This window comes from Ramlibacter sp. Leaf400, from assembly GCF_001424545.1.
Lineage (GTDB): Bacteria > Pseudomonadota > Gammaproteobacteria > Burkholderiales > Burkholderiaceae_C > Ramlibacter.
In genome coordinates, this window is sequence record NZ_LMQL01000013.1 from 228,701 (window position 1) to 251,100 (window position 22,400).

Below are 22,400 nucleotides of genomic sequence, written 5' to 3' on the forward strand. Positions count from 1 at the left end.
GTGAAGGGGGTGCTGCGCTGGCTGCTGCTGCTGGTCCTGGCCGGCCTCCTGCTGCAGCTTTTCTTCGTGCTGAGCATCGCGGGCGCGGTGGTGCTGGACCCGGTGTCCACCACCTTCCAGCGATCGGAAGCCTGGCGCATCGCCACCGAACGCGACCGACTGCGCTGGCGCCAGCAGTGGGTGCCGGCCTCGCGCATCTCCGACCACCTGAAGCGCGCAGTGATCGCCGCCGAGGACGACGGCTTCGCCACCCACGAGGGGGTGGACTGGGACGCGCTGGAGAAGGCCTGGGCCCGCAACGCCAAGGCCGAGGAACAGGCCGCCAAGCTGGCCTTGCGCCTGCGCTCGCGCGCGTCGTCGGCCCAGGCGACGCGGCCGCCCAAGGTGGTGGGCGGCTCCACCATCACGCAGCAGTTGGCCAAGAACCTTTTGCTGTCGGGCGAGCGGACCCTGCTGCGCAAGGGGCAGGAGTTCGTGCTGACGTTCGCGCTGGAGGCGATGCTGTCCAAGCAGCGCATCCTGGAGGTCTACCTGAACAGCGTGGAGTGGGGTGAAGGCATCTTCGGCGCCGAGGCGGCGGCGCAGCACTACTGGCGCAAACCCGCCAGCCAGCTCACGCCGTACGAAGCCGCGCGGCTGGCGGTGATGCTGCCGCGGCCCAAGTTCTTCGAGAAGGTGCCGAACTCGGGGTACTTGGCGGGTCGGGCGAACACGATCGTGGGGCGGATGCGGCACGCGGAGTTGCCTTGAAGTCCCAAGGCCGTCATGCCGTGCGGTCCGGGGCGGCGGCAGGGGGTCCCCGGCGGGGGGCTCATGCTGTGCCTCTCCGCCTGCTTCGCTGACGCTCGCAGTGCTTCGCGCGTCTCTTGAGTGGTGCGGGCCCTCGCGGAAAAACTCACTGCGCGCTGCGATGCAGCGCTCCGTTCAGACAGTTTCCGCGAGTCAGTGGTTCATCGACGAGCTGCGCCCGCTTTGCGCGGGCTCGCAGGGCCCGCACCACTGCGCGACGCTCGGCACAGAAATCGCCCCCCGCCGGGGACCCCCTGCCGCTGGANACGAGCTGCGCCCGCTTTGCGCGGGCTCGCAGGGCCCGCACCACTGCGCGACGCTCGGCACAGAAATCGCCCCCCGCCGGGGACCCCCTGCCGCTGGACACAGTGGTGGCTGACCAGGCAGGGCTCCTCATAGGCCCCCGTCATTCCCGCGAAGGCGGGAATCCAGTGCGTCCGCCTTCAGCGGACTGCCGGAAGCCCTGGATCCCCGCCTTCGCGGGGATGACGGTGGCGAAGAGGAATGACGGTGCCGAAGGACGATGGCGGGCGGCGGGGCGAAGAGGATTTCCTGCTATCACCCGCACCCTGCTCCCACGCGGCAGGCGGTGCCTGGCCCGGGCGATTTGTGGGACGAGCCGGGCTTTCCGCGGCCCGGCCGTTCGCACCCTGCTCCCACGCGGCAGGCGGTGCCTGGCCCGGGCGATTTGTGGGACGAGCCGGGCTTTCCGCGGCCCGGCCGTTGCGAGCCGCAGGCGAGCTTGATATCAACCTCTGACTCGCGGCAGCTGTCTGAGCGGAGCGGTGCGAAGCAGCGCGCAGCGAGTTCTGCCGCGCAGGCCGGGCCGCGGAATGCCCTGCGAGTTNTCAACCTCTGACTCGCGGCAGCTGTCTGAGCGGAGCGGTGCGAAGCAGCGCGCAGCGAGTTCTGCCGCGCAGGCCGGGCCGCGGAATGCCCTGCGAGTTTGCGAGTGAAGCGAGCCAACCGGCCCACCATGAGCCCGGGCCAGGCACCGCCTGCCGCGCGGGCGCCCGGCTCAAACACGCACACCTCACCGCCTCCCAAACGTCTGCGCCCAATAAATGCCCCCCTCACTCGCCGCATTCACAGCGAACGCCACCCCCATTTCCACAAACCTCGGCTCCATGATGTTGGCGCAATGCTCCGGGCTGCGCAGCCACTCCTGCACCACCCGCTCGGGCGTGGTCTGGCCCATGGCCACGTTCTCGCCGATGCTGCGCCAGCGGTAGCCCGCGCGGCTGGCGCGGTCGGCCGGCGAGCTGCCGTCGCGGCCCTCGTGTTCCAGGTAGCTGAAGCGCGCCATCGATTGCGCATGCACCGCGGCCGCCTGCGTGAGCTGGGCGTCGAGCGCCAGCGGCCGGGCCGGTCCGAAGTCCTGGCCACCGCAGCGGCGCGGCTGACCGCGCGCCTGGTTCACCAGCGCGAGCACCTTGCCGGCCACGCCATTGGCCTGCGCGGCCGCTGGCGGATCGAAAGGCAGGGCCGCGATGATCCAGTACGAGTTGCCCGAGCGCTGCACGCCGACCTCGCGCAACGCCGGATCGCCGAGCGCCTGGCATTGCGAAGGCACCAGCGCCTCTCCCACGGCCTGCGGCGAGCGGTAGCCGCGCATGCTCCACTGGAAACTGCGCTGCGCCCGGTAGCCGCTGCCCTGCAGCGCCCGCTCCAGCGTCTCGCCCTGCGAGAGCCGGCGCGCCGCATCGTCCAGCCGCGCGTCGGGCTGCAGCGCGCCGCTGGCGCCGCATTGCTGCCGGGCACGCGCCAGGGCGGCCAGCACGTCGGCCTGCTGCGCGCACGCGGCGCAGGCCACGAGGCCCAGCGGCAGGCCGGCGAGAAGGGCTCGCAGGATCATCGGTCCAGCATAGCGACAGCGTCCTGCCGGCCCGTGTCGGCCGCCTGCGCATCCGCGTGCAGGCACTGTGGCTCAGCCGTGCCGCTTATCATCGGCCGCATGCTTGCCAAGGCCGTGAGCCTGTTCCTGCTGGGCCTGGCGCGGCTGCTCACCGGGGCCCAGGCCCGCTGGCAGGGCTGCCCGCCCAAGGCCGAGCAGCGCATCTACTTCGCCAACCACCAGAGCCACGCCGACCTGGTGATGATCTGGGCGGCGCTGCCCCGGGAGCTGCGCAGCATCACCCGGCCGGTGGCCGCGCGCGACTACTGGACCCGCGGCCGCCTGCGCGAGTGGATCACCACCGCCGTCTTCAACGCCGTCTACGTGGACCGCGCGCGCACCGGCGACCAGGACCCGCTGGAGCCGCTGGCGCAGGCCCTGGAGAACGGCGACTCCATCGTGCTGTTCCCCGAGGGCACGCGCGGCCACGCCGAGGAGCCGCAGCCGTTCAAGGCCGGCCTCTACAACCTGGCGCTGCGCTTCCCGCACGTGGTGCTGGTGCCGGCCTGGATCGCCAACGTGCAGCGCGTGATGCCCAAGGGCGAGGTGGTGCCGGTGCCGGTGCTGTGCTCGGTCACCTTCGGCGCGCCGGTCGCACTGCAGCCCGGCGAGGACCGCCATGCCTTCCTGGCCCGCGCCCGCGAAGCCGTGATCGGGCTGAGGGACTCGTGAGGGACGCCTACCGCTTCCTGCGCGACCTGCCGCCCCCGCAGCAGGTGGGCGCGCTGTTCATCGGCGTCTTCGGCCTGCTGGTGCTGGTGAGCGTGACCGCCTTCCTCCTGAGCCTGCGCACGCCGCGCGACGGGCAGGACGAGGCCTGGCACGAGTCGCTGGCCGACTTCCGCAAGCTGCTCTCCACCTCCTGGCTGATGGTGGTGCTGTTCTGGGTCGGCTGGATCTCCGGCGACACCGGGGCCACGGTGCTGTTCGCGCTGATCGCCTTCTTCGCGCTGCGCGAGTTCATCACGCTGACGCCCACGCGACGCGGCGACCACCGCAGCCTGGTGCTGGCCTTCTTCGTGGTGCTGCCGGTGCAGTTCTGGCTTGCGGCGACGAGGCGCTTCGACCTGTTCACCGTGTTCATCCCGGTCTACGTGTTCTTCGCCCTGCCGCTGGCCAGCGCGCTGGCGGGCGACACGCAGCGGTTCCTGGAGCGCAACGCCAAGCTGCAGTGGGGCATCCTGGTCTGCGTCTACGGCATGAGCCACGTGCCCGCGCTGTTGCTGCTGGAGTTCCGCGACTCCGAGGGCAAGGGCGCGTTCCTGGTCTTCTTCCTGGTGTTCGTGGTGCAGACCTGCATGGTGGTGCAGCACCTGCTCGCGCGGCGGCTGGCGCGGCCGGCCAGCGTCCCGGAGGTCAGCCGCAGCTTCAACTGGGTGAGCTGGGCCCTGGGCATGGCGGTGGGCAGCCTGCTGGGTGGGGTGCTGTCGTTCATCACGCCGTTCCGTCCGGGACAGGCCGTGGCGATGGCTTTCATCGCCTGCGCCGCCGGCTCACTGGGTCACCTGGTGATGAAGGCGATCAAGCGCGATCGCGGCGTCCCCGCCTGGGGACACCGCGCATCGGTCACGGGAGCCAATGGCTTGCTGGACCGGGTGGACGCGCTGTGTTTCGGCGCGCCCCTCTTCTTCCACTCGGTCCGCTGGTACTTGGGGGTCTGAAAGACCCCGCAAGCGGCGATCAGCCGCCGGTGATCACCAGCTGGTTGTCGACCGACTTCACGCCATCGACCTTGCGGGCGGTGTCACCGGCCTTGCGCCACAGGGTCATGTTCTTCACTTCACCGCGCAGGCGCACGTTGCCCTGGGTGGTGTCGACGTTGATCTTCAGGGCGCTGAGCTCGGGGTCGCCGGCGTAGGCGGCCTTCAGCTTGGTGCCGATGGTGGCGTCGTCGACCGCCTGGCCCGCGGTGCGGGTGCCGGTGGACGTGTTGCCCGAGCCCATGGCGCCGCAACCGGCCAGGCCGAAGGCGATCATGCAGGCGATGAGGATGTTCTTCATGAGGTTTCTCCTTTTGTTGGAACAGGCCGTACTTTGCAGCGCGGCGTGGATGGGTCCTGTAGGACTCCACCGCCAGCACGGCTGGCGGCCGCGCCACTGTACGCGCAAACTCGACCTTCGCCGTGGATGGGCAGGCCGAACCGCCGACCCCGGGGGTTAGACTCGGCAGGCCATGCGCATCCTCGGCATCGACCCCGGCCTGCAGACCACCGGCTTCGGCGTGGTCGACGTGGCGGGCCATGCGCTGCAGTACGTGGCCAGCGGCACCATCAGCACCACGCACCTGGCCCGCGGCGACCTGCCCGCGCGGCTGAAGGTGCTGTTCGACGGCATCACGCAGGTGCGCGAGCGCTACAAGCCCGATTCGGCCGCAGTGGAAATCGTCTTCGTCAATGCCAACCCGCAGTCCACGCTGCTGCTCGGCCAGGCGCGCGGCGCCTGCGTGACGGCGCTCGTGTCGTGCGACCTGCCGGTCGGCGAGTACACGGCCGTGCAGATGAAGCAGGCCATCGCCGGCCACGGCAAGGCGGCCAAGGCCCAGGTGCAGGAGATGGTCAAGCGCCTCTTGAACCTGCCCGGCCTGCCGGGCGAGGATGCCGCCGATGCGCTGGGACTGGCGATCACGCATGCCCATGCGGGCCAGTCGATGGCGCGGCTGGCGGACGCCACCTCGACGGCGCGCCGCACCAGCGCCATGTACCGCGCCGGCCGCACCTACTGAAGAAGCGAAACGCTCAGTCGATCAGGCGGTCGGCGATGAGCACGGCGAAGAAGCCCAGCGCCGCGATGATCGTCCACTTGAGCGTGGCCAGGCCCATGCGCTTGTAGCGCGGCTGGCCGGTGTAGGCGTACAGGGCGAACTGCACGGCCGCCGCCAGCAGGAGCAGCAGGACCGCAACGCGGACGAAGGCCATCGGGCGGCGACTACCAGGCGCGGGCAAGCTGCCCGAAGCCGGCCGGCGCCTGCCGCTCGTCCTCGAACGTCACCACTTCCCAGGCGTCGCGCTGGGCCAGGAGGGCGCGCAGCAGCTTGTTGTTCATCGCGTGACCGGAGCGGAACGCGTTGTAGGCCGCCAGCATCGGCTTGCCCAGCAGGTACAGGTCGCCCATGGCGTCGAGGATCTTGTGCTTGACGAACTCGTCCTCGTAGCGCAGGCCCTCGGTGTTGAGGACGCGGTAGTCGTCCATCACGATGGCGTTGTCCATGCCACCGCCCAGGGCCAGGCCGTTGGCCCGCATCATCTCCACGTCCTTGGTGAAGCCGAACGTGCGGGCGCGGGCGATGTCGCGCTGGTAGTTGTCCTGGCCCAGGTCGAACACCACGCGCTGGCCGGTGGAATCGACCACCCGGTGGGAAAAGACGATCTCGAAGCTGAGCTTGTAGCCGTGGTAGGGCTCCAGTCGCGCCCACTTGAGCGCCTCGCCCTCGCCTTCGCGCACCTCGACCGGCTTGAGCACGCGGATGAAGCGCCGCGGCGCCTTCTGCACCTCGATGCCCGCGCTCTGCAGCAGGAACACGAACGAGGACGACGAGCCGTCCAGGATCGGCACTTCCTCGGCGGTGATGTCGATGTAGAGGTTGTCCAGGCCGAGGCCGGCGCAGGCCGACATCAGGTGTTCGACCGTGTGCACCTTCACCGCGCCGTTGGAGACCGTGGAGGCCAGGCGCGTGTCGGTCACCGCTTCGGCGGACACCGGGATGTCCACCGGCTGGGGCAGGTCGACGCGGCGGAACACGATGCCGGTGTCCGGCCGTGCGGGCCGCAGGGTGAGTTCCACCCGCTGGCCGCCGTGCAGCCCCACGCCCACCGCGCGGGTGAGGGTCTTGAGCGTTCGCTGGGCCAGCATGGGACCGATTTTAAGACCGCGTCCCTGTTGGGCCGTCCCGTGCGCGCCTATTCCCGCGATAGCCGCGGTCCGGCGCCAGGCCGATGAGAAAGGGCCCTTGCGGGCCCTTTCCTTGCTCGACGTGTCCAAGGGGGCTCAGTCCGCCTGCTTGCGCAGGAAGGCCGGGATCTCGAAGTCGTCCATCCCGCCGGAGCTCAGCGCGTCGACCTTGGCCGCCGCCTGCGTGCGGTTGGTTCGCCACACGCTGGGCACCGTCAGGCCGCCGTAGTCCGGCTGCTGGGGCGCGGACACGCCCTGCATCTCGCGGGTGACGATGCCGGCCGAGCTGGCCACGGCCTGGTTGAGCGTCGGCACGTTGAACGGCACGTTGTCGGTGCCGGTGCGCAGCACCTGCAGCGGGGGCGCCGTGCGGCGCTGCTGGCCCTGGCGCGACAGGCCGGTGGCCACCACCGTGACGCGCACCTCGTCGCCGAGGTTGTCGTCGTAGGCCGTGCCGTAGATGACGTGGGCATCGGGCGAAGCGTAGGCGCGGATGGTGTTCATCGCCAGCTTGGACTCGGCCAGCTTCAGGCTGCCCTTGGCCGCGGTGATCAGCACCAGCACGCCCTTGGCCCCCGACAGGTCGATGCCGTCCAGCAGCGGGCAGGCCACGGCCTGCTCGGCGGCGATGCGCGCGCGGTCCGGGCCCTCGGCGACCGCCGTGCCCATCATGGCCTTGCCCGGCTCGCCCATCACGGTGCGCACGTCCTCGAAGTCCACATTGACGTGGCCGGGGACGTTGATGATCTCCGCGATGCCGCCCACGGCGTTCTTGAGCACGTCGTTGGCGTGCGCGAACGCCTCGTCCTGGGTGATGTCGTCGCCCAGCACCTCGAGCAGCTTCTCGTTGAGCACCACGATCAGCGAATCGACGTTGGCCTCCAGCTCCATCAGGCCCTGGTCGGCGTTGGTCATGCGACGGCCGCCCTCCCAGTCGAACGGCTTGGTCACCACGCCCACGGTGAGGATGCCCATCTCCTTGGCGATGCGCGCGATGACCGGCGCCGCGCCGGTGCCGGTGCCGCCGCCCATGCCGGCGGTGATGAACAGCATGTGCGCGCCGTCGATCGCCTCGCGGATGCTCTCGGTCGCCGCCTCGGCCGCGTCACGCCCGCGATCGGGCTTGCCGCCGGCGCCCAGGCCGTTGTTGCCCAGCTGGATCGTCTTGTGCGCCGGGCTGCGCGCGAGGGCCTGCGCATCGGTGTTGGCGCAGATGAACTCCACGCCCTGCACCGAGCGGAAGATCATGTGCTCCACCGCGTTGCCACCACCGCCACCCACGCCGATCACCTTGATCTGGGTGCCCAGGTGGAACTCTTCCACTTCGATCATTTCGATGCTCATTTGGAACTCCTTCTATCTCTCTGCAGTTGCCACTTGCGAATATGTTTGGATTGAAGCTGAACGCTCACGAAGGCGGATCGGTGCACCGCCATCGCTCCTTTCTTCGCAGAGGGGGACTGCCCCGGGCGAGCCAGCGTTTCATGGGGTGCATCAGAAGTTCCCCACGATGAAGTCCTTGAAGCGCGAGAAGGCCGTCTTCATCGAGCCGTTCTTCTGCGCCACCTTCTGTCCGCGCACGCGCGCCAGGCGCGCTTCCTCGAGCAGGCCCATGACCGTGGCCGCGCGGGGCTGCGCCACCATGTCGGCCAGCGCACCGGTGTACTGCGGCACGCCGCGGCGCACCGGCTTGAGGAAGATGTCCTCGCCCAGCTCCACCATGCCGGGCATCACCGCGCTGCCGCCGGTGATCACGATGCCGGAGGACAGCACTTCCTCGTAGCCGGACTCGCGCACCACCTGCTGCACCAGCGAGAAGATCTCCTCGACCCGCGGCTCGATCACGCCGGCCAGCGCCTGGCGCGACAGCATGCGCGGCCCGCGGTCGCCCAGCCCGGGCACCTCGACCTGCTGCTCGGGGTCGGCCAGCAGCTGCTTGGCGTAGCCGCTCTCGACCTTGATGTCCTCGGCGTCCTTGGTGGGCGTGCGCAGCGCCATCGCGATGTCGCTGGTGATCAGGTCGCCCGCGATCGGGATCACCGAGGTGTGGCGGATCGCCCCGCCGGTGAAGATGGCCACGTCGGTGGTGCCGGCGCCGATGTCCACCAGCGCCACGCCCAGCTCCTTCTCGTCCTGCGTCAGCACCGACTGGCTGGTGGCCAGCGGGTTGAGCAGCAGCTGCTCGACCTCCAGGCCGCAGCGGCGCACGCACTTGATGATGTTCTCGGCCGCGCTCTGGGCGCCGGTCACGATGTGGACCTTGGCCTCCAGCCGGATGCCGCTCATGCCGATCGGCTCGCGCACGTCCTGGCCGTCGATCACGAACTCCTGCGGCTCCACCAGCAGCAGCCGCTGGTCGGTGGAGATGTTGATCGCGCGCGCCGTCTCGACCACGCGCGCCACGTCGGCCGGGGTCACCTCGCGGTCCTTCACCGCCACCATGCCGCTGGAGTTGATGCCGCGGATGTGGCTGCCCGTGATGCCGGTGTAGACCCGGGTGATCTTGCAGTCGGCCATCAGCTCGGCTTCCTTGAGCGCCTGCTGGATGCTCTGCACCGTCGCGTCGATGTTCACCACCACGCCGCGCTTGAGGCCGTTGGACGGGGCCACGCCCAGTCCCGCCAGCTTCAGCTCGCCGCCCGGCAGGACCTCGGCCACCACCGCCATCACCTTGGCGGTGCCGATGTCCAGGCCGACGACGAGGTCCTTGTATTCCTTCGCCATGTCTTTCCCTCTTACCCCTTCTTCGGCTCGGCCGTCACCGTGCCGACGCCCCTCAACCGGATCGCAAACCCGTCCCCGTAGCGCAGGTCGGCCGAGACCAGCGCCTCCGGCCGGCGGCCGTAGCGCGAGGACACCTGCGTCAGCGTCTGCACGAAGCGCTGCACCCGCGGCAGCACCTCGGCGATGTCGCCGCGTCCCAGCTCCACCGTGGCGCCGGTGTCCAGCGCCAGCTGCCAGCTGCCGCGCCCGGTCAGCTGCAGCTCCTCGGCCACCAGCTCCAGCGGCTCGAACATCGGCGCCAGCGCGCGGTACATCGCCAGCACCTGGGCCGCCTGGCCATCGGGCCCGGCCAGCCGCGGCAGGCCGTCGGCGTCCACTTCGCCGTCGTTGGCCTCGAACAGTTCGCCGTGGCTGTTGACCATGCGCGAGCCGCCCTCCTCGCCCCAGTACGCCACCGCCTGGTGCTCCTGCAGCACCACGCGCAGGCGGTTGGGGAATTCACGGCGCACGATCGCCCGGCGCACCCAGGGCACGCCCTCGAAGGCGCGGCGCGTGGCCGCCAGGTCCACCGTGAAGAAGTTGCCGGACAGCTGCGGTGCCACGTTGGCGCGCAGGGTGGCGGCGCTGGAGTGCGTGACGTCGCCCTGCACCGTGATCCCGCCAAGCGCGAACACCGGGTGCCGCAGCGCCCACCAGCACAGCGCGGCGAGCAGCAGCACCCCGAACGCCGCGAACAGCACCAGCGCGGTGCCGTTCATCAGGCGCACTTCCAGGGGCGGCGGCGTGCCGGCTTTCTTCTTCTTCATGCGCTGGCGCCCTCCTCGTTCGACGAAGCACCGCGGCGACGCTCCAGGCGCTGGTGGTCCAGCGCGGCCGACGCCAGCAGCTGCAGGCACAGGTCCTCGTAGCTGATGCCGGCCGCGCGGGCGGACATGGGCACCAGCGAGTGCCCGGTCATGCCGGGCGAGGTGTTGATCTCCAGCAGCGAGGGCTTGCGCGTCTTGCCGTCGATCATCACGTCGATGCGGCCCCAGCCGCGGCAGCCCAGCACCCGGTAGGCCTTGAGCACGATCTCCTGGATCGCCGCCTCCTCGCCCTCGGGCAGGCCGCTGGGCACCAGGTACTTGGTGTCGTCGGTGAAGTACTTGTTCTGGTAGTCGTAGTTGCCCTCGGGCGCCACGATGCGGATCACCGGCAGCGCGCGGGCCTCGTCGCCGGTGCCCAGCACCGGGCAGGTGACCTCGTCGCCCGACACGAACTGCTCGCACAGAACGTCGCTGTCCAGCGCCGCCGCCGCGTCCACCGCCTCCTGCATCTCCGAGTAGCCCTGCACCTTGGCCACGCCGATGGAGGAGCCCTCCCGGGCCGGCTTGACGATCAGCGGCAGGCCGAGTTCATCCGGGATGGCGCGCACCTGCTCGCGGGTGTAGGCGCCGCGACGCAGCAGCTGGTACTTCGGCGTGGGCAGGCCCTCGGCGATCCAGATGCGCTTGGTCATCACCTTGTCGATGGCCACGCTGGAGGCCATCACGCCCGAGCCGGTGTAGGGGATGCCGAGCAGCTCCAGCGCGCCCTGCACCGTGCCGTCCTCGCCGAAGCGGCCGTGCAGCGCGATGAAGCAGCGCTTGAAACCCTTGCGCTTGAGCTCGACGATGTCGCGCTGCGCCGGATCGAAAGCGTGGGCGTTCACGCCCTTGGACTGCAGCGCCTTGAGCACGCCGGCGCCGGACATGAGCGAGACCTCGCGCTCGGCCGACTTGCCGCCCATGAGGACGGCGACCTTGCCGAGCGACCTGGGTTCCACGGTATCCGTCATGCGGTCCTCGCCTTCATCCCCGCGACGGGTTCACAACAGAACACAGAGGCACAGAGGCACGGAGGGAAGAGGAGTGAACCATTCAGAAAACCCTGAATTTCTCTGTGCCTCTGTGCCTCTGTGTTCTGTTCACCGACGAAGCAGCCCGTCATGCGGCACCTCCCGTTTCGACCAGCCTGGCCGGCACGCCACCGATCGAGCCGGCGCCCATGCACATCACCACGTCGCCGTCGCGCGACAGGTCCAGGATCGCCTGCGGCATGGCGCCGATCTCGTCGACGAACACCGGCTCCACCTTGCCGGCCACGCGCATGGCGCGGGCCAGCGAGCGGCCGTCGGCCGCCACGATGGGGGCCTCGCCGGCGGCATAGACCTCGGCCAGCAGCACCGCGTCGGCCTGGCCCATCACCTTGACGAAGTCCTCGAAGCAGTCGCGCGTGCGGGTGTAGCGGTGCGGCTGGAAGGCCAGCACCAGGCGCCGGCCGGGAAAGGCGCCGCGCGCGGCCGCCAGCGTGGCGGCGATCTCCACCGGGTGGTGTCCGTAGTCCTCGATCACCGTGAAGCGCCCGCCGCCATTGGCCGCCGGCACCTGCACGTCGCCGTAGCCCTGGAAGCGGCGGCCCACGCCGTGGAATTCGGCCAGCGCCTTCTGCACGGCGGCGTCGGGCACGTTCAGTTCCACCGCCACCGCGATCGCCGACAGGGCGTTGAGCACGTTGTGGTGGCCGGCCAGGTTGAGCTTGATCGGCAGGTCGGGCAGCGTCACGCCGTTGCGGCGGCGCGCCGTGAAGTGCATCTGCGGACCGACCGCGCGGATGTCGACGGCGCGCACCTGCGCGTCCTCGCTCACGCCGTAGCTGGTGACCGGGCACTGCACGTCGGGCACGATGGCCCGCACCGCCGGATCGTCCACGCACAGGATGGCGGTGCCGTAGAACGGCATGCGGTGCAGGAAGTCGAGGAAGGCGCCCTGCAGCCGGCCGAAGTCGTGCCCGTAGGTCTCCATGTGGTCGGCGTCGATGTTGGTCACCACCGCCATCACCGGCATCAGGTTGAGGAAGGACGCGTCGGATTCGTCGGCCTCCACCACGATGTAGTCGCCCGCGCCCAGCTTGGCGTTGGCGCCCGCGCTGTTCAGGCGGCCGCCGATCACGAAGGTGGGATCGAGCCCGCCCTCGGCCAGCACGCTGGCCACCAGGCTGGTGGTGGTGGTCTTGCCGTGGGTGCCGGCGATGGCGATGCCCTGCTTCAGGCGCATCAGTTCGGCCAGCATCATGGCGCGCGGCACCACCGGGATCTTCTTCTCGCGCGCTGCGACCACCTCGGGGTTGTCGGCCTGCACGGCGGTGGACGTGACCACCGCGTCGGCGCCCGCGATGTGGGCGGCCTGGTGGCCGATGCAGGTCCTGATGCCCAGGCCCTGCAGGCGGCGCAGCGTGGCGCTGTCCGAGAGGTCCGAACCGGAGACGGTGTAGCCCAGGTTGCGCAGCACTTCGGCGATGCCGGACATGCCGGCGCCGCCCAGGCCCACGAAATGAATGTGTTTGACAGCGTGTTTCATGCCCTGGCGAGCTCCTCGCAGGCTTGCACCATGTCGGCCGTGGCGCTGGTGCGCGCCACCTTCTGCGCCGCCTGCGCCTTGCGCAGCAGCTCGGACCGGTCGGTGCCTTGGATCAGTCGGGCCAGGCCCTCGGGCGTGAGGTCGCGTTGCTGGACCAGCCAGCCGCCCCCCGCGTCGACGATGAACCTGGCGTTGGTGGTCTGGTGGTCGTCCACCGCGTGGGGGAACGGCACGTACACCGCCGCGGCGCCGACGGCCGCGATCTCGGTGACGGTGCTCGCGCCGGCGCGGCAGACCACCAGGTCGGCTTCGGCAAAGGCCTGCGCCGTCTCTTCGATGAAGGGGGTGAGCTCCGCTTGCACGCCAGCGGCGGCGTAGTTCGCGCGAAGTTCGTCGATCTGTTTCGAGCCGCTCTGGTGCAGCACGTGCGGGCGCTCGGCGGCCGGCATGAGCGCCAGCGCCTTGGGCACGATCTCGTTGAGCGCCTTGGCGCCCAGGCTGCCGCCGACGACCAGCACGCGCAGCGGACCGCTGCGGCCCGCGAAGCGCTGCTCGGGCGAAGGCTGCTGCAGGAAGCCCGCGCGCAGCGGGTTGCCGATCCAGCGCGCCTTGCGCAGCACGTCGGGGAAGGCGGTGAAGACCCGGTCGGCCACTTCGGCCAGCACGCGGTTGGCCATGCCCGCCACCGAGTTCTGCTCGTGCAGCACCAGCGGCTTGCCCAGCAGCACGCCCATCATCCCGCCGGGGAAGGTGATGTAGCCGCCCAGGCCGATGACCACGTCGGGCTTCACCCGGCGGACCACGCGGATGCTTTGCCAGAACGCGCGCAAGAGGCGCAGCGGCAGCAGCGCGAGCGTGAGGGGGCCCTTGCCGCGCACCCCGCCGAAATCGATGGTCTCGAGCGCGAACCCGTGCGGCGGCACCAGCCGGCTTTCCATGCTGCCCGGCGCGCCCAGCCAGTGCACCTGCCACGAGCGGTCGCGCAGCGCCTCGGCCACGGCAAGGCCCGGGAAGATGTGGCCTCCCGTGCCGCCGGCCATGACGAGGGCGCGTTTGCTCACGAGCGGCCTCCCCGCATCAGGACGCGGTTCTCGTAGTCGATCCGAAGGACCACGGCGAGGGCCACCAGGTTCATCAGGATGGCCGAGCCGCCGTAGCTCATGAGCGGCAGCGTCAGGCCCTTGGTGGGCAGCGCGCCAAGGTTCACGCCCATGTTGATGAAGGCCTGGAAACCGATCCACAGGCCCACGCCCTGCGCCACCAGCCCCGCGAACACGCGGTCCAGCGCCACGGCCTGGCGGCCGATGTGCATGATCCGGCGCGTCATCCAGAGGAAGCAGCCGATCACCACCAGCACGCCGACGAGCCCGAACTCCTCGCCGATCACGGCCAGCAGGAAGTCGGTGTGGGCCTCGGGCAGCCAGTGCAGCTTCTCCACGCTGCCGCCCAGGCCGACGCCGAAGATCTCGCCGCGGCCGATGGCGATCAGCGAGTGCGACAGCTGGTAGCCCTTGCCCAGGGCGTGCGCTTCGCTGAACGGATCGAGGTACGCGAAGATGCGCTCGCGCCGCCACTCGGACAGGGCGATCATCAGCATGAAGGCCACCACCATCACGGCGGCGATCAGGAAGAACATGCGGGCGTTGACGCCGCCCAGGAACAGGATGCCCATGGCGATGACGGCGATCACCATGAAGGCGCCCATGTCGGGTTCGGCCAGCAGCAGCACGCCGACCACCGCGACCGCCACCGCCATCGGCAGCACCGCGCGGAAGAACCGCTCCTTCACGTCCATCTTGCGGACCATGTAGTCGGACGCGTAGAGCAGCACCGCGAACTTGGCCAGCTCCGACGGCTGGAAACTCATCGCCCCCAGGCCGATCCAGCGGCGCGCGCCGTTGACGCCCTTGCCCACGTGCGGGATCAGCACCACCACCAGCAACAGCAGGGACACCACGAACAGCCAGGGCGCCGCCTTCTCCCAGGTGGCCACCGGCACCTGGAAGGCCAGCAGCGCGACCACGAAGCCCAGCCCCAGCGACAGCAGGTGGCGGGCCAGGAAGTGCGTGTGCGCGTAGCGCGCGAAGCGGGGGTTGTCCGGCAGCGCGATCGAGGCCGAATACACCATCACCAGCCCGAAAGCGAGCAGGGCCACGGTGACCCAGAGCAGCGGCTGGTCGAAGCCCTGCACGCGCGCCGGCGCGGCGCGGCCGGCGTAGTCGCCGCGTCCGCCGCCGAACCAGCCGCCCAGGCGGGTCACCAGCGCGTTCATGCCGTGCCTCCCAGGGGCGCGCCGGCCTCGTCGGCCAACGCCTGCACCGCGGCGCGGAACACTTCGGCGCGGTGCGGGTAGTTGCGGAACATGTCGAAGCTGGCGCAGGCCGGCGACATCAGCACCGCGTCGCCGGCGTGGACGCGCTCGCTGCACAGGCGCACCGCCTGCTCCATCGTCGGGGCGTCGTGCAGCGGCACGCCGGTGTTCTCCAGCGCCGCGCGGATGCGCGGGGCGTCGCGGCCGATCAGCACCACGGCGCGCGCGAAGCGGGCCACCGGGTCGGCCAGCGGCGAGAAGTCCTGGCCCTTGCCGTCGCCGCCGAGGATGACGACCAGCTTGCGGTCGGCGCCCAGGCCGGCCAGCGCGGCCACCGTGGCGCCCACGTTGGTGCCCTTGCTGTCGTCGAAGTACTCGACGTCGTGGAGCACGCCGACCGATTCCACCCGGTGCGGCTCGCCGCGGTATTCGCGCAGGCCGTACAGCATGGGCCCGAGCTGCGCACCCGCGGCGCTGGCCAGCGCCAGCGCGGCCAGCGCGTTGACCGCGTTGTGGCGGCCACGGATGCGCAGCGCATCGGCGGGCATCAGGCGCTGGATGTGCAGCTCCTCTTGTGCGTCGCGGCGGCGCTTCTGCGTCTCGTCCGCCTCCAGCGCCCGCACCAGCCAGGCCATGCCGTTGACGACCTCGATGCCGAAGTCGCCCGGCCGCTGCGGCATGTCACCACCGAAGGTGAGGTACTCCCGCTGCTCCATGCGGCCGCCCTTGAGCCGCACCGGCGCGGGCAGCATGCGCATCACGGCCGGGTCCTCGCGGTTGAGCACCATGAGCGCGCGGGCACCGAAGATGCGGGCCTTGGCCGCGGCATACGCCTCCATGCTGCCGTGCCAGTCCAGGTGGTCCTGGGTGATGTTGAGCACTGCGGCGGCGGTGGGCTCGAAGCCTTCCAGGCCCTCCAGCTGGAAGCTGGAAAGCTCCAGCACCCAGACCTGCGGCAGCGACTGGGCCTGCGTGCGCGCGGCCAGCGTGTCCAGCAGCGTGGGGCCGATGTTGCCGGCCACGGCCACGGTGCGGCCCGAGCGCTCGACCAGCTGGCCGGCCAGGGACGTCACGGTCGTCTTGCCGTTGGTGCCGGTGACGGCCAGGACCGCGGGCGCGTAGCCCTGTTCGTGGCGCAGCTGCGCGAGGCCGCGCATGAAGAGTCCGAGCTCGCCGGCCAGCGGCAGGCCGCGCTCGGCCGCGGCTGCGGCGACGGGCTCCACCTGCGCCGGCGACAGGCCGGGGCTGCGGTACACCGCCTCGACACCGTCGAGCAGGGATCCGGCGAACGGGCCGGCGACGAAGCGCGCCTCGGGCATTTCCCTGCGCAGCGCCTCCAGGCCAGGGGGCTGATCGCGCGTGTCGGCCACGGTCAGCTGCGCGCCGTCGCGTGCGCACCAGCGCGCCATCGCCAGGCCCGATTCGCCCAGGCCCAGCACGAGCACCGAGCGAGGGCCGGGCGGGAAAGGCGTCGGCGCCGCGGCCGGTTCGGCCTGCGGCGCCGGGGGCTGCTGCTCGCCGGTGGCCTGCACCGGCGGCGGTCCCTCGAACGCATCGTCCGGCGGCGAGCCGGAGGGATCGTCCGGGGGAATGAGGTCGTCGTGTTCGGTTGCCACGGTCACCTCAGCTTCAGCGTCGACAGGCCCACCAGGCACAGCAGCATGGTGATGATCCAGAAGCGGACCACGACCTGGGTCTCGGTCCAGCCGCTCTTCTCGAAGTGGTGGTGCAGCGGCGCCATCTTCAGGATGCGCCGGCCCTCGCCGTACTTCCTGCGCGTGTACTTGAAGTACATCACCTGGGCCATCACCGACAGCGCTTCCACCACGAAGATGCCGCCCATGATGGCCAGCACGATCTCCTGGCGCACGATCACGGCGATGGTGCCGAGCGCGCCGCCCAGCGCCAGCGCGCCGACGTCGCCCATGAACACCTGGGCCGGATGCGTGTTGAACCACAGGAAGGCCAGGCCCGCGCCGGCCATGGCCGCGCAGAAGATCAGCAGTTCGCCCGAGCCCGGGATGTGAGGGAAGAACAGGTAGCGCGAGTACATGGCGCTGCCGGTGACGTAGGCGAACACGCCCAGCGCCGAGCCCACCATCACCACCGGCATGATGGCCAGGCCGTCCAGGCCGTCGGTGAGGTTGACCGCGTTGCTCGCGCCCACGATCACCACGTAGGTGAGGAACACGAAGCCGAACACGCCCAGCGGGTAGCTCACCTCCTTGAAGAAGGGCACCAGCAGGCCGGCCTTGGGCGGCAGGTTGACGTCGAACCCCGAGCTCACCCAGGCAAAGAACAGCTCGACCACCCGGACGTTGTTGCTCTCCGAGATGCTGAACACCAGGTACAGCGCCGCGATCAGGCCGATCACCGACTGCCAGAAGTACTTCTCGCGCGAGCGCATGCCTTCCGGGTCCTTGTTGACCACCTTTCGCCAGTCGTCGGCCCAGCCGATCATCCCGAAGCCCAGGGTGACCACCAGCACGATCCACACGAAGCGGTTGGACAGGTCGAACCACAGCACCGTGGCGACCGCGATCGACATCAGCACCAGCACGCCGCCCATGGTGGGCGTGCCCCGCTTGGACAGGTGCGTCTGCATCGCGTAGTCGCGGATCGGCTGGCCGATCTTCAGCTCGGTGAGCCGGCGGATCACCCACGGGCCGGCCACCAGGCCGATCAGCAGGGCGGTCATCGCCGCCATCACCGCGCGGAAGGTGATGTACTGGAACACGCGCAGGAAACCGAACTCCGGTCCCAGTCCCTGCAGCCATACGGCCAGGCTAAGCAGCATCGCCGTCCTTCCCCTCTTGTTGTTGTTGCGAGTGCGCGCGGATGGCCTCCACCACCCTTTCCATCTTCATGAAGCGCGAGCCCTTGACCAGCACGCTGGCGGCCTGCGGCAGCGCCTGGAGCACGGCGGCGTTGAGCGCCTCGATGCCGTCGAAGTGGTGCCCGCCCATGGCGCCCGACTGCTCGCCCAGGGTGTACAGCCGCTCGATGCCGCGGTCGCGGGCGTAGCGCCCGACTTCGGCATGGAACTGCGGCCCCTGGTCGCCGACCTCCCCCATGTCGCCCAGCACCAGCAGGCGCGGGCCGGGCAGTTCGGCCAGCACGTCGACGGCGGCGCGCGCCGAATCCGGGTTGGCGTTGTAGGTGTCGTCGACCAGCGTGAGCATGCGGCCTGCCAGCGGCACGGCCAGGGCGCGCGAGCGGCCCTTGACCGGCTCGAAGGCTTCCAGGCCGGCCTGGATCGAGGCCAGCGGAACGCCCGCGGCGAGAGCGCAGGCGGCCGCGGCCAGCGCGTTGCGCACGTTATGGCGGCCGGCGATATGGAGTCGGAAGTCCAGGGGCCCGGCGGGCGTCGAAGCCCGTACCGTCCACCGGCCCTCAAGCCATTCAGACCCGGCCAGAACGAGGTCGGCGCCGCTGCCCGCGTCGCCGAAAGTGAGGCAGGCGCGGCCGCCTGCGATCTGGGTCCACAGGGCGCTGTAGTCGTCGCCTGCGGGGAAAACGGCGGTGCCGTGGCGGTCCAGGGCGCCGAACACCGAGCCGTTCTCGCGCGCCACGGCTTCCACCGTGGCCATGAATTCCTGGTGCTCGCGCTGGGCGTTGTTGACCAGCGCGACCGTGGGCCGGGCGACGTCGGCGAGGTAGGCGATCTCGCCGGGATGGTTCATGCCCAGCTCCACCACCGCCACCCGATGCTCGGCCCGCAGCCGCAGCAGCGTGAGCGGCAGGCCGATGTCGTTGTTGAAGTTGCCCTGCGTCGCCAGGTGGTTCTGCGGCTGCCAGGCGCGCAGGATGGACGCCACCATCTGCGTCACCGTGGTCTTGCCGTTGCTGCCGGTGACGGCCACCAGCGGCAGGCGGAACTGCTGGCGCCAGGCGTGCGCGAGTTGTCCGAGTGCCGCCTTGCTGTCGTCCACTTCGACGCCGGGCATGCCGGCCGGCAGCCGGCCCGGCTGCGCGATCGCGGCCACGGCGCCCCGGGCGCGGGCATCGGCCAGGAAGTCGTTGGCGTCGAAGCGTTCGCCGCGGATGGCGACAAACAGGTCGCCGGCCTGCAGCGTGCGAGTGTCGGAGTGCACGCGCCCGAACGGCACGGCGCCGTCGCCGACCAGGTTGCCACCGGACCACTGCGCGACCTGGGTGAGCGTCGTCATCGTCATGCCCGCGCCTCCAGCGCGCGCCGCGCATGGACCCGGTCGTCGAACGGGTGCTTCACGCCGGCGATCTCCTGGTAGGCCTCGTGGCCCTTTCCGGCCAGAAGGATCACGTCCTGCGGGGCGGCGGCCGCGACGGTCTCGGCGATCGCGCGTGCGCGGTCGGCCTGAACTTCCACGCTTTCGCGGTGGGTCAGGCCGAGCAGGATCTGGCTGACGATCACTTCGGGCTTCTCGCTGCGCGGGTTGTCGCTGGTGACCACGACGCGGTCGGCGTTCTTCTCGGCCACGGCCGCCATCAACGGGCGCTTGGTCTGATCGCGGTCGCCGCCACAGCCGAACACGCACCACAGGCGGCCGCCGCGCTGCCCGGCCAGCGGGCGCAGCGCGAGCAGCGCCTTGTCCAGCGCATCCGGCGTGTGCGCGTAGTCCACGGCCACCAGGGGCTGGCGGGGCTGCTGCAGGCACTCCATGCGGCCGGGGACCGGCAGCAGGCCGCAGCAGGCGCGCGCCGCGTCGGCCAGCGGCACGCCCAGGGCGCGCATGGCGGCGATGACACCCAGCAGGTTGGCCACGTTGTACTGGCCGATCAGGGCCGTCGTCACGTCGTGCCGATCTGCGCCTTCAGCGACCGTGAAGCGCAAGCCCTGCGCGCTGTAGCCGACGTCCAGGGCCTGCAGGCGGGCCGGCCGCTCGCAGGAGACCGGCCACAGGTCCAGGCCGCTGTCCTGCATCTCGGCGAGCAGCTCGGCGCCCTTGAGGTCGTCGATGTTCACCACCGCGGCACGCAGGCCGGGCCAACGGAACAGATCCGCCTTGGCGGCCCAGTACGAGTCCATGGAGCCGTGGTAGTCCAGGTGGTCCTGGGTGAAGTTGGTGAACACCGCAGCGGCGATGCGAGTGCCGTCCAGCCGGCGCTCCACCAGGCCGATGGAGGAGGCCTCGATCGCGCAGGCCTTCAGGCCCTGGTCGGCGAAGCGGCGGAATTCGGACTGCAGCAGCACCGGGTCGGGCGTGGTCAGGCCGTTGGATTCGAGCTGTGGCGGGCGGCCCGTGCCCAGCGTGCCGATCACGGCGCAGGGCCAGGGATCGCCTTCGAGGCGGGAGAGAGCCTGGGCGAGCCACCACGCGGTGGAGGTCTTGCCGTTGGTACCCGTCACCGCCAGCACCTGAAGGCGCCGGCTCGGGTGCCCGTAATACTCGGCGGCGATCGGGCCGGTGGCGGCCTTGAGCTGTGGGTAGGCGGCGATCGCTTCGCCTTCGAACGCGAACGCCTCGACGCCCTCCTGCTCCACCAGGCTGGCGGTGGCACCCTGCTCGAGGGCCGAGGGCACGTGCCGGCGTCCGTCGGTGGCGGCGCCCGGCCAGGCGATGAAGCCGTCGCCCGCGCGCACGCGGCGGCTGTCGCAGTGCAGCGCGCCGCGCACACGGCCGCGCAGCCAGCGGGCCGCTTCTTCGGGCGTGTGCAGCTGCTGCATCAGAACGACTCCTCGACGGCGTCGACCACGACCTGCGGCTTGACGTTCATGTCCGGCTGCACGCCCAGCATGCGCAGCGTCTGCTGCACGGTGGCGCTGAACACCGGCGCGGCGACGTCGCCGCCGAAGTACTTGCCCGCGCTGGGCTCGTCGATCATCACGGCCACCACGATGCGCGGCTGCTCGATCGGCGCCATGCCGACGAAGAAGCCGCGGTACTTCTTGTCGGCGTAGCCGCGGCCTTCCTGCTTGTGTGCCGTACCGGTCTTGCCGCCCACCGAGTAGCCCATGGTCTGGGCCTTCTGCGCGGTGCCGCCGGGGCCGGCGGCCATGTGCAGCATCTTGCGGACGTCCTGCGCATGGCCGGCCTCGAACACCCGGACGCCGGGTGCGGGGGCTTGCGCCTTGAGCATCGTGACCGGCACCAGCTCGCCGTCGCGCGCGAACACGCTGTAGGCACGCGCCAGCTGGAACAGGCTGGCCGACAGGCCGTAGCCATAGCTCATGGTCGCCTGCTCGATCGGCTTCCAGGTCTTGTGCGGACGCAGCCGGCCGCTCACCGCGCCGGGGAAGGGCACCTGCGGCTTGTGGCCGAAGCCGACCTCGGTGTACAGATCCCACATGTCGCGCGGCGCCATCTGCATGGCCATCTTCACCGTGCCGACGTTGCTCGACTTCTGGATCACCTGGGCGACCGTCAGCACGCCGTGCGGGTGGGCATCGGTGATGGTGGAGCCGCCGATCGCGATGCGGCCGGGGGCGGTCTGGATGGGCGTGTCGGCGTGCACAAGGCCCTTCTGCAGGGCGAGCGCGGCGATGAAGGGCTTCATCGTCGAGCCCGGCTCGAAGGTGTCGGTGAGCGCCCGATTGCGAAGCTGCGCGCCCGTGAGGTTCTGCCGCCGGGCGGGCGAGTAGCTCGGGTAGTTGGCCAGGGCCAGCACCTCGCCGGTCTGCGCGTCCAGCACCACCACGCTCCCGGCCTTGGCCTTGTGCTCGGCGACCGCGTCGCGCAGCTTCTGCCAGGCGAAGAACTGCACCTTGCTGTCGATCGACAGTTGCAGGTCGTGGCCGTCCACCGGCGGCACCTGCGTGCCCACGTCCTCGACGATGCGGCCCAGGCGGTCCTTGATCACGCGGCGCGAACCTGGCCGGCCGGCCAGGTCCTGCTGGAACGCGAGCTCCACGCCTTCCTGGCCGCGGTCCTCGACGTTGGTGAAGCCCACCACATGCGCCGCGGCCTCGCCTTCCGGGTACTGGCGCTTGTATTCCTTGCGCTGGTAGATGCCCTTGAGGCCCAGCGCGGCCACCTGCTGGGCCACCGGCTCGTCGACCTGGCGCTTGAGCCAGACGAACGTCTTGTCCTCGTCCTCCAGCTTCTTGCCGAGTTCGGCGGGCGTCATCTCCAGCAGCTTCGCGAGTTGGGCGAGCTTGACCTTGTCGCGCTCCACGTCCTCGGGGATGGCCCAGATGCTGGGCGAGGGGACGCTGGTGGCCAGCAGGAGCCCGTTGCGGTCGAGGATGCGGCCGCGGTTGGCCGGCAGCTCCAGCGTGCGGGCGAACCGCACCTCGCCCTGGCGGCGGAAGAAATCGTTGCCGAACACCTGCACCCAGGCCGCGCGGCCGGCCAGCACCGCGAAGCCGAGCGCCAGCCCGGCCACGATGAACTTGCTGCGCCAGACCGGCGTCTTGCTCGCGAGCAGCGGGCTGGAGGTGTAGAGGACGCTGCGCGGCATCAGCAGGCCTGCGCGCTTCGCGCTGCGGTATTCACGT

The 22,400-nt window shown here is 70.5% G+C and carries 20 protein-coding genes; 4 read left to right on the top strand and 16 right to left on the bottom strand.

Annotated features, from left to right (window positions below; genetic code table 11):
* Positions 1-750, top strand: coding sequence for a transglycosylase domain-containing protein (locus ASG30_RS19615; protein ID WP_055900882.1), 750 nt, complete (start codon positions 1-3; stop codon positions 748-750).
* 1,072 nt (positions 751-1,822) lie between these two features.
* On the opposite strand, the gene ASG30_RS19620 is transcribed toward ASG30_RS19615, so the two are convergent.
* Positions 1,823-2,644 (bottom strand): CAP domain-containing protein, encoded by an 822-nt coding sequence (locus tag ASG30_RS19620; protein WP_055900885.1) that lies wholly within the window; start codon positions 2,642-2,644, stop codon positions 1,823-1,825.
* Between the two features lie 99 nt (positions 2,645-2,743).
* Between ASG30_RS19620 and ASG30_RS19625 the strand changes: the two genes are divergently transcribed.
* Together ASG30_RS19625 and ASG30_RS19630 are read left to right on the top strand one after the other, a co-directional pair.
* The gene (locus ASG30_RS19625) at positions 2,744-3,355 is read left to right on the top strand and encodes a lysophospholipid acyltransferase family protein (protein ID WP_055900888.1); all 612 of its coding nucleotides are present in this window, start codon (positions 2,744-2,746) and stop codon (positions 3,353-3,355) included.
* Complete coding sequence (locus tag ASG30_RS19630) at positions 3,352-4,344, top strand: phosphatidate cytidylyltransferase (protein WP_055900892.1); 993 nt, start codon at positions 3,352-3,354, stop codon at positions 4,342-4,344. The genes ASG30_RS19625 and ASG30_RS19630 overlap by 4 nt, the downstream gene beginning before the upstream one ends.
* A gap of 19 nt (positions 4,345-4,363) precedes the next feature.
* On the opposite strand, the gene ASG30_RS19635 is transcribed toward ASG30_RS19630, so the two are convergent.
* Complete coding sequence (locus ASG30_RS19635) at positions 4,364-4,684, bottom strand: BON domain-containing protein (protein WP_055900895.1); 321 nt, start codon at positions 4,682-4,684, stop codon at positions 4,364-4,366.
* A 172-nt stretch (positions 4,685-4,856) separates the two neighbouring features.
* Here ASG30_RS19635 and ruvC point away from each other — a divergent pair, with 172 nt between their 5' ends.
* A complete protein-coding gene (ruvC, locus tag ASG30_RS19640; protein ID WP_055900898.1) occupies positions 4,857-5,405 on the top strand; it encodes a crossover junction endodeoxyribonuclease RuvC in 549 nt (182 codons plus the stop codon).
* A gap of 13 nt (positions 5,406-5,418) precedes the next feature.
* Here the strand turns inward: ruvC and ASG30_RS19645 are convergent, their stop codons facing one another.
* The 14 genes from ASG30_RS19645 to ASG30_RS19710 all read right to left on the bottom strand — a co-directional run bounded on the left by ASG30_RS19645 (position 5,419) and on the right by ASG30_RS19710 (position 22,363).
* Positions 5,419-5,598: a hypothetical protein gene (locus ASG30_RS19645; protein ID WP_055900901.1), complete on the bottom strand. Its 180-nt coding sequence runs from the start codon at positions 5,596-5,598 to the stop codon at positions 5,419-5,421.
* A 10-nt stretch (positions 5,599-5,608) separates the two neighbouring features.
* Positions 5,609-6,532 (bottom strand): UDP-3-O-acyl-N-acetylglucosamine deacetylase, encoded by a 924-nt coding sequence (lpxC, locus tag ASG30_RS19650; RefSeq protein WP_055900904.1) that lies wholly within the window; start codon positions 6,530-6,532, stop codon positions 5,609-5,611.
* A gap of 135 nt (positions 6,533-6,667) precedes the next feature.
* Positions 6,668-7,915 carry a cell division protein FtsZ gene (gene ftsZ / locus ASG30_RS19655; RefSeq protein WP_055900907.1) on the bottom strand — a complete coding sequence of 416 codons (1,248 nt, stop codon included), beginning with the start codon at positions 7,913-7,915 and terminating at the stop codon, positions 6,668-6,670.
* Positions 7,916-8,065: 150 nt separating this feature from the next.
* Entirely contained in the window at positions 8,066-9,295 is a 1,230-nt protein-coding gene (gene ftsA, locus ASG30_RS19660; protein ID WP_055900909.1) for a cell division protein FtsA, read from the bottom strand.
* A gap of 11 nt (positions 9,296-9,306) precedes the next feature.
* Positions 9,307-10,101, bottom strand: a complete 795-nt coding sequence (locus ASG30_RS19665; RefSeq protein WP_055900912.1) for a cell division protein FtsQ/DivIB — start codon at positions 10,099-10,101, stop codon at positions 9,307-9,309.
* Positions 10,098-11,111, bottom strand: a complete 1,014-nt coding sequence (locus ASG30_RS19670; protein WP_055900914.1) for a D-alanine--D-alanine ligase — start codon at positions 11,109-11,111, stop codon at positions 10,098-10,100. The genes ASG30_RS19665 and ASG30_RS19670 overlap by 4 nt, the downstream gene beginning before the upstream one ends.
* 148 nt (positions 11,112-11,259) lie before the next feature.
* Positions 11,260-12,672, bottom strand: a complete 1,413-nt coding sequence (gene murC / locus ASG30_RS19675; RefSeq protein WP_055900917.1) for a UDP-N-acetylmuramate--L-alanine ligase — start codon at positions 12,670-12,672, stop codon at positions 11,260-11,262.
* Positions 12,669-13,712, bottom strand: a complete 1,044-nt coding sequence (murG, locus tag ASG30_RS19680; protein ID WP_055900920.1) for an undecaprenyldiphospho-muramoylpentapeptide beta-N-acetylglucosaminyltransferase — start codon at positions 13,710-13,712, stop codon at positions 12,669-12,671. Before murG ends, murC begins: the two co-directional genes overlap by 4 nt.
* A 17-nt stretch (positions 13,713-13,729) precedes the next feature.
* The gene (ftsW, locus tag ASG30_RS19685) at positions 13,730-14,944 is read right to left on the bottom strand and encodes a putative lipid II flippase FtsW (protein ID WP_055900923.1); all 1,215 of its coding nucleotides are present in this window, start codon (positions 14,942-14,944) and stop codon (positions 13,730-13,732) included.
* The gene (gene murD / locus ASG30_RS19690; protein ID WP_156385632.1) at positions 14,941-16,689 is read right to left on the bottom strand and encodes a UDP-N-acetylmuramoyl-L-alanine--D-glutamate ligase; all 1,749 of its coding nucleotides are present in this window, start codon (positions 16,687-16,689) and stop codon (positions 14,941-14,943) included. The genes ftsW and murD overlap by 4 nt, the downstream gene beginning before the upstream one ends.
* A complete protein-coding gene (gene mraY / locus ASG30_RS19695) occupies positions 16,602-17,780 on the bottom strand; it encodes a phospho-N-acetylmuramoyl-pentapeptide-transferase (RefSeq protein WP_055900924.1) in 1,179 nt (392 codons plus the stop codon). Before mraY ends, murD begins: the two co-directional genes overlap by 88 nt.
* The gene (locus ASG30_RS19700; protein WP_055901178.1) at positions 17,770-19,152 is read right to left on the bottom strand and encodes a UDP-N-acetylmuramoyl-tripeptide--D-alanyl-D-alanine ligase; all 1,383 of its coding nucleotides are present in this window, start codon (positions 19,150-19,152) and stop codon (positions 17,770-17,772) included. The genes mraY and ASG30_RS19700 overlap by 11 nt, the downstream gene beginning before the upstream one ends.
* 2 nt (positions 19,153-19,154) lie before the next feature.
* Positions 19,155-20,630, bottom strand: a complete 1,476-nt coding sequence (locus tag ASG30_RS19705) for a UDP-N-acetylmuramoyl-L-alanyl-D-glutamate--2,6-diaminopimelate ligase (protein ID WP_055900926.1) — start codon at positions 20,628-20,630, stop codon at positions 19,155-19,157.
* Positions 20,630-22,363 (bottom strand): peptidoglycan D,D-transpeptidase FtsI family protein, encoded by a 1,734-nt coding sequence (locus ASG30_RS19710; protein ID WP_055900929.1) that lies wholly within the window; start codon positions 22,361-22,363, stop codon positions 20,630-20,632. Before ASG30_RS19710 ends, ASG30_RS19705 begins: the two co-directional genes overlap by 1 nt.
* Positions 22,364-22,400: the final 37 nt, after the last annotated feature.

Bases quoted from the DNA above. Each gene is read 5' to 3' on its own strand.
- murG (WP_055900920.1), bottom strand. From the start codon at position 13,712: ATGGCCGGCGGCACGGGAGGCCACATCTTCCCGGGCCTTGCCGTGGCC.
- ftsA (WP_055900909.1), bottom strand. From the start codon at position 9,295: ATGGCGAAGGAATACAAGGACCTCGTCGTCGGCCTGGACATCGGCACC.
- ASG30_RS19645 (WP_055900901.1), bottom strand. From the start codon at position 5,598: ATGGCCTTCGTCCGCGTTGCGGTCCTGCTGCTCCTGCTGGCGGCGGCC.
- ftsZ (WP_055900907.1), bottom strand. From the start codon at position 7,915: ATGAGCATCGAAATGATCGAAGTGGAAGAGTTCCACCTGGGCACCCAG.
- ASG30_RS19635 (WP_055900895.1), bottom strand. From the start codon at position 4,684: ATGAAGAACATCCTCATCGCCTGCATGATCGCCTTCGGCCTGGCCGGT.
- ASG30_RS19665 (WP_055900912.1), bottom strand. From the start codon at position 10,101: ATGAAGAAGAAGAAAGCCGGCACGCCGCCGCCCCTGGAAGTGCGCCTG.
- mraY (WP_055900924.1), bottom strand. From the start codon at position 17,780: ATGCTGCTTAGCCTGGCCGTATGGCTGCAGGGACTGGGACCGGAGTTC.
- ftsW (WP_055900923.1), bottom strand. From the start codon at position 14,944: ATGAACGCGCTGGTGACCCGCCTGGGCGGCTGGTTCGGCGGCGGACGC.
- murC (WP_055900917.1), bottom strand. From the start codon at position 12,672: ATGAAACACGCTGTCAAACACATTCATTTCGTGGGCCTGGGCGGCGCC.
- ASG30_RS19670 (WP_055900914.1), bottom strand. From the start codon at position 11,111: ATGACGGATACCGTGGAACCCAGGTCGCTCGGCAAGGTCGCCGTCCTC.
- ASG30_RS19700 (WP_055901178.1), bottom strand. From the start codon at position 19,152: ATGACGACGCTCACCCAGGTCGCGCAGTGGTCCGGTGGCAACCTGGTC.
- ASG30_RS19705 (WP_055900926.1), bottom strand. From the start codon at position 20,630: ATGCAGCAGCTGCACACGCCCGAAGAAGCGGCCCGCTGGCTGCGCGGC.
- ruvC (WP_055900898.1), top strand. From the start codon at position 4,857: ATGCGCATCCTCGGCATCGACCCCGGCCTGCAGACCACCGGCTTCGGC.
- lpxC (WP_055900904.1), bottom strand. From the start codon at position 6,532: ATGCTGGCCCAGCGAACGCTCAAGACCCTCACCCGCGCGGTGGGCGTG.
- ASG30_RS19710 (WP_055900929.1), bottom strand. From the start codon at position 22,363: ATGCCGCGCAGCGTCCTCTACACCTCCAGCCCGCTGCTCGCGAGCAAG.
- ASG30_RS19620 (WP_055900885.1), bottom strand. From the start codon at position 2,644: ATGATCCTGCGAGCCCTTCTCGCCGGCCTGCCGCTGGGCCTCGTGGCC.
- ASG30_RS19625 (WP_055900888.1), top strand. From the start codon at position 2,744: ATGCTTGCCAAGGCCGTGAGCCTGTTCCTGCTGGGCCTGGCGCGGCTG.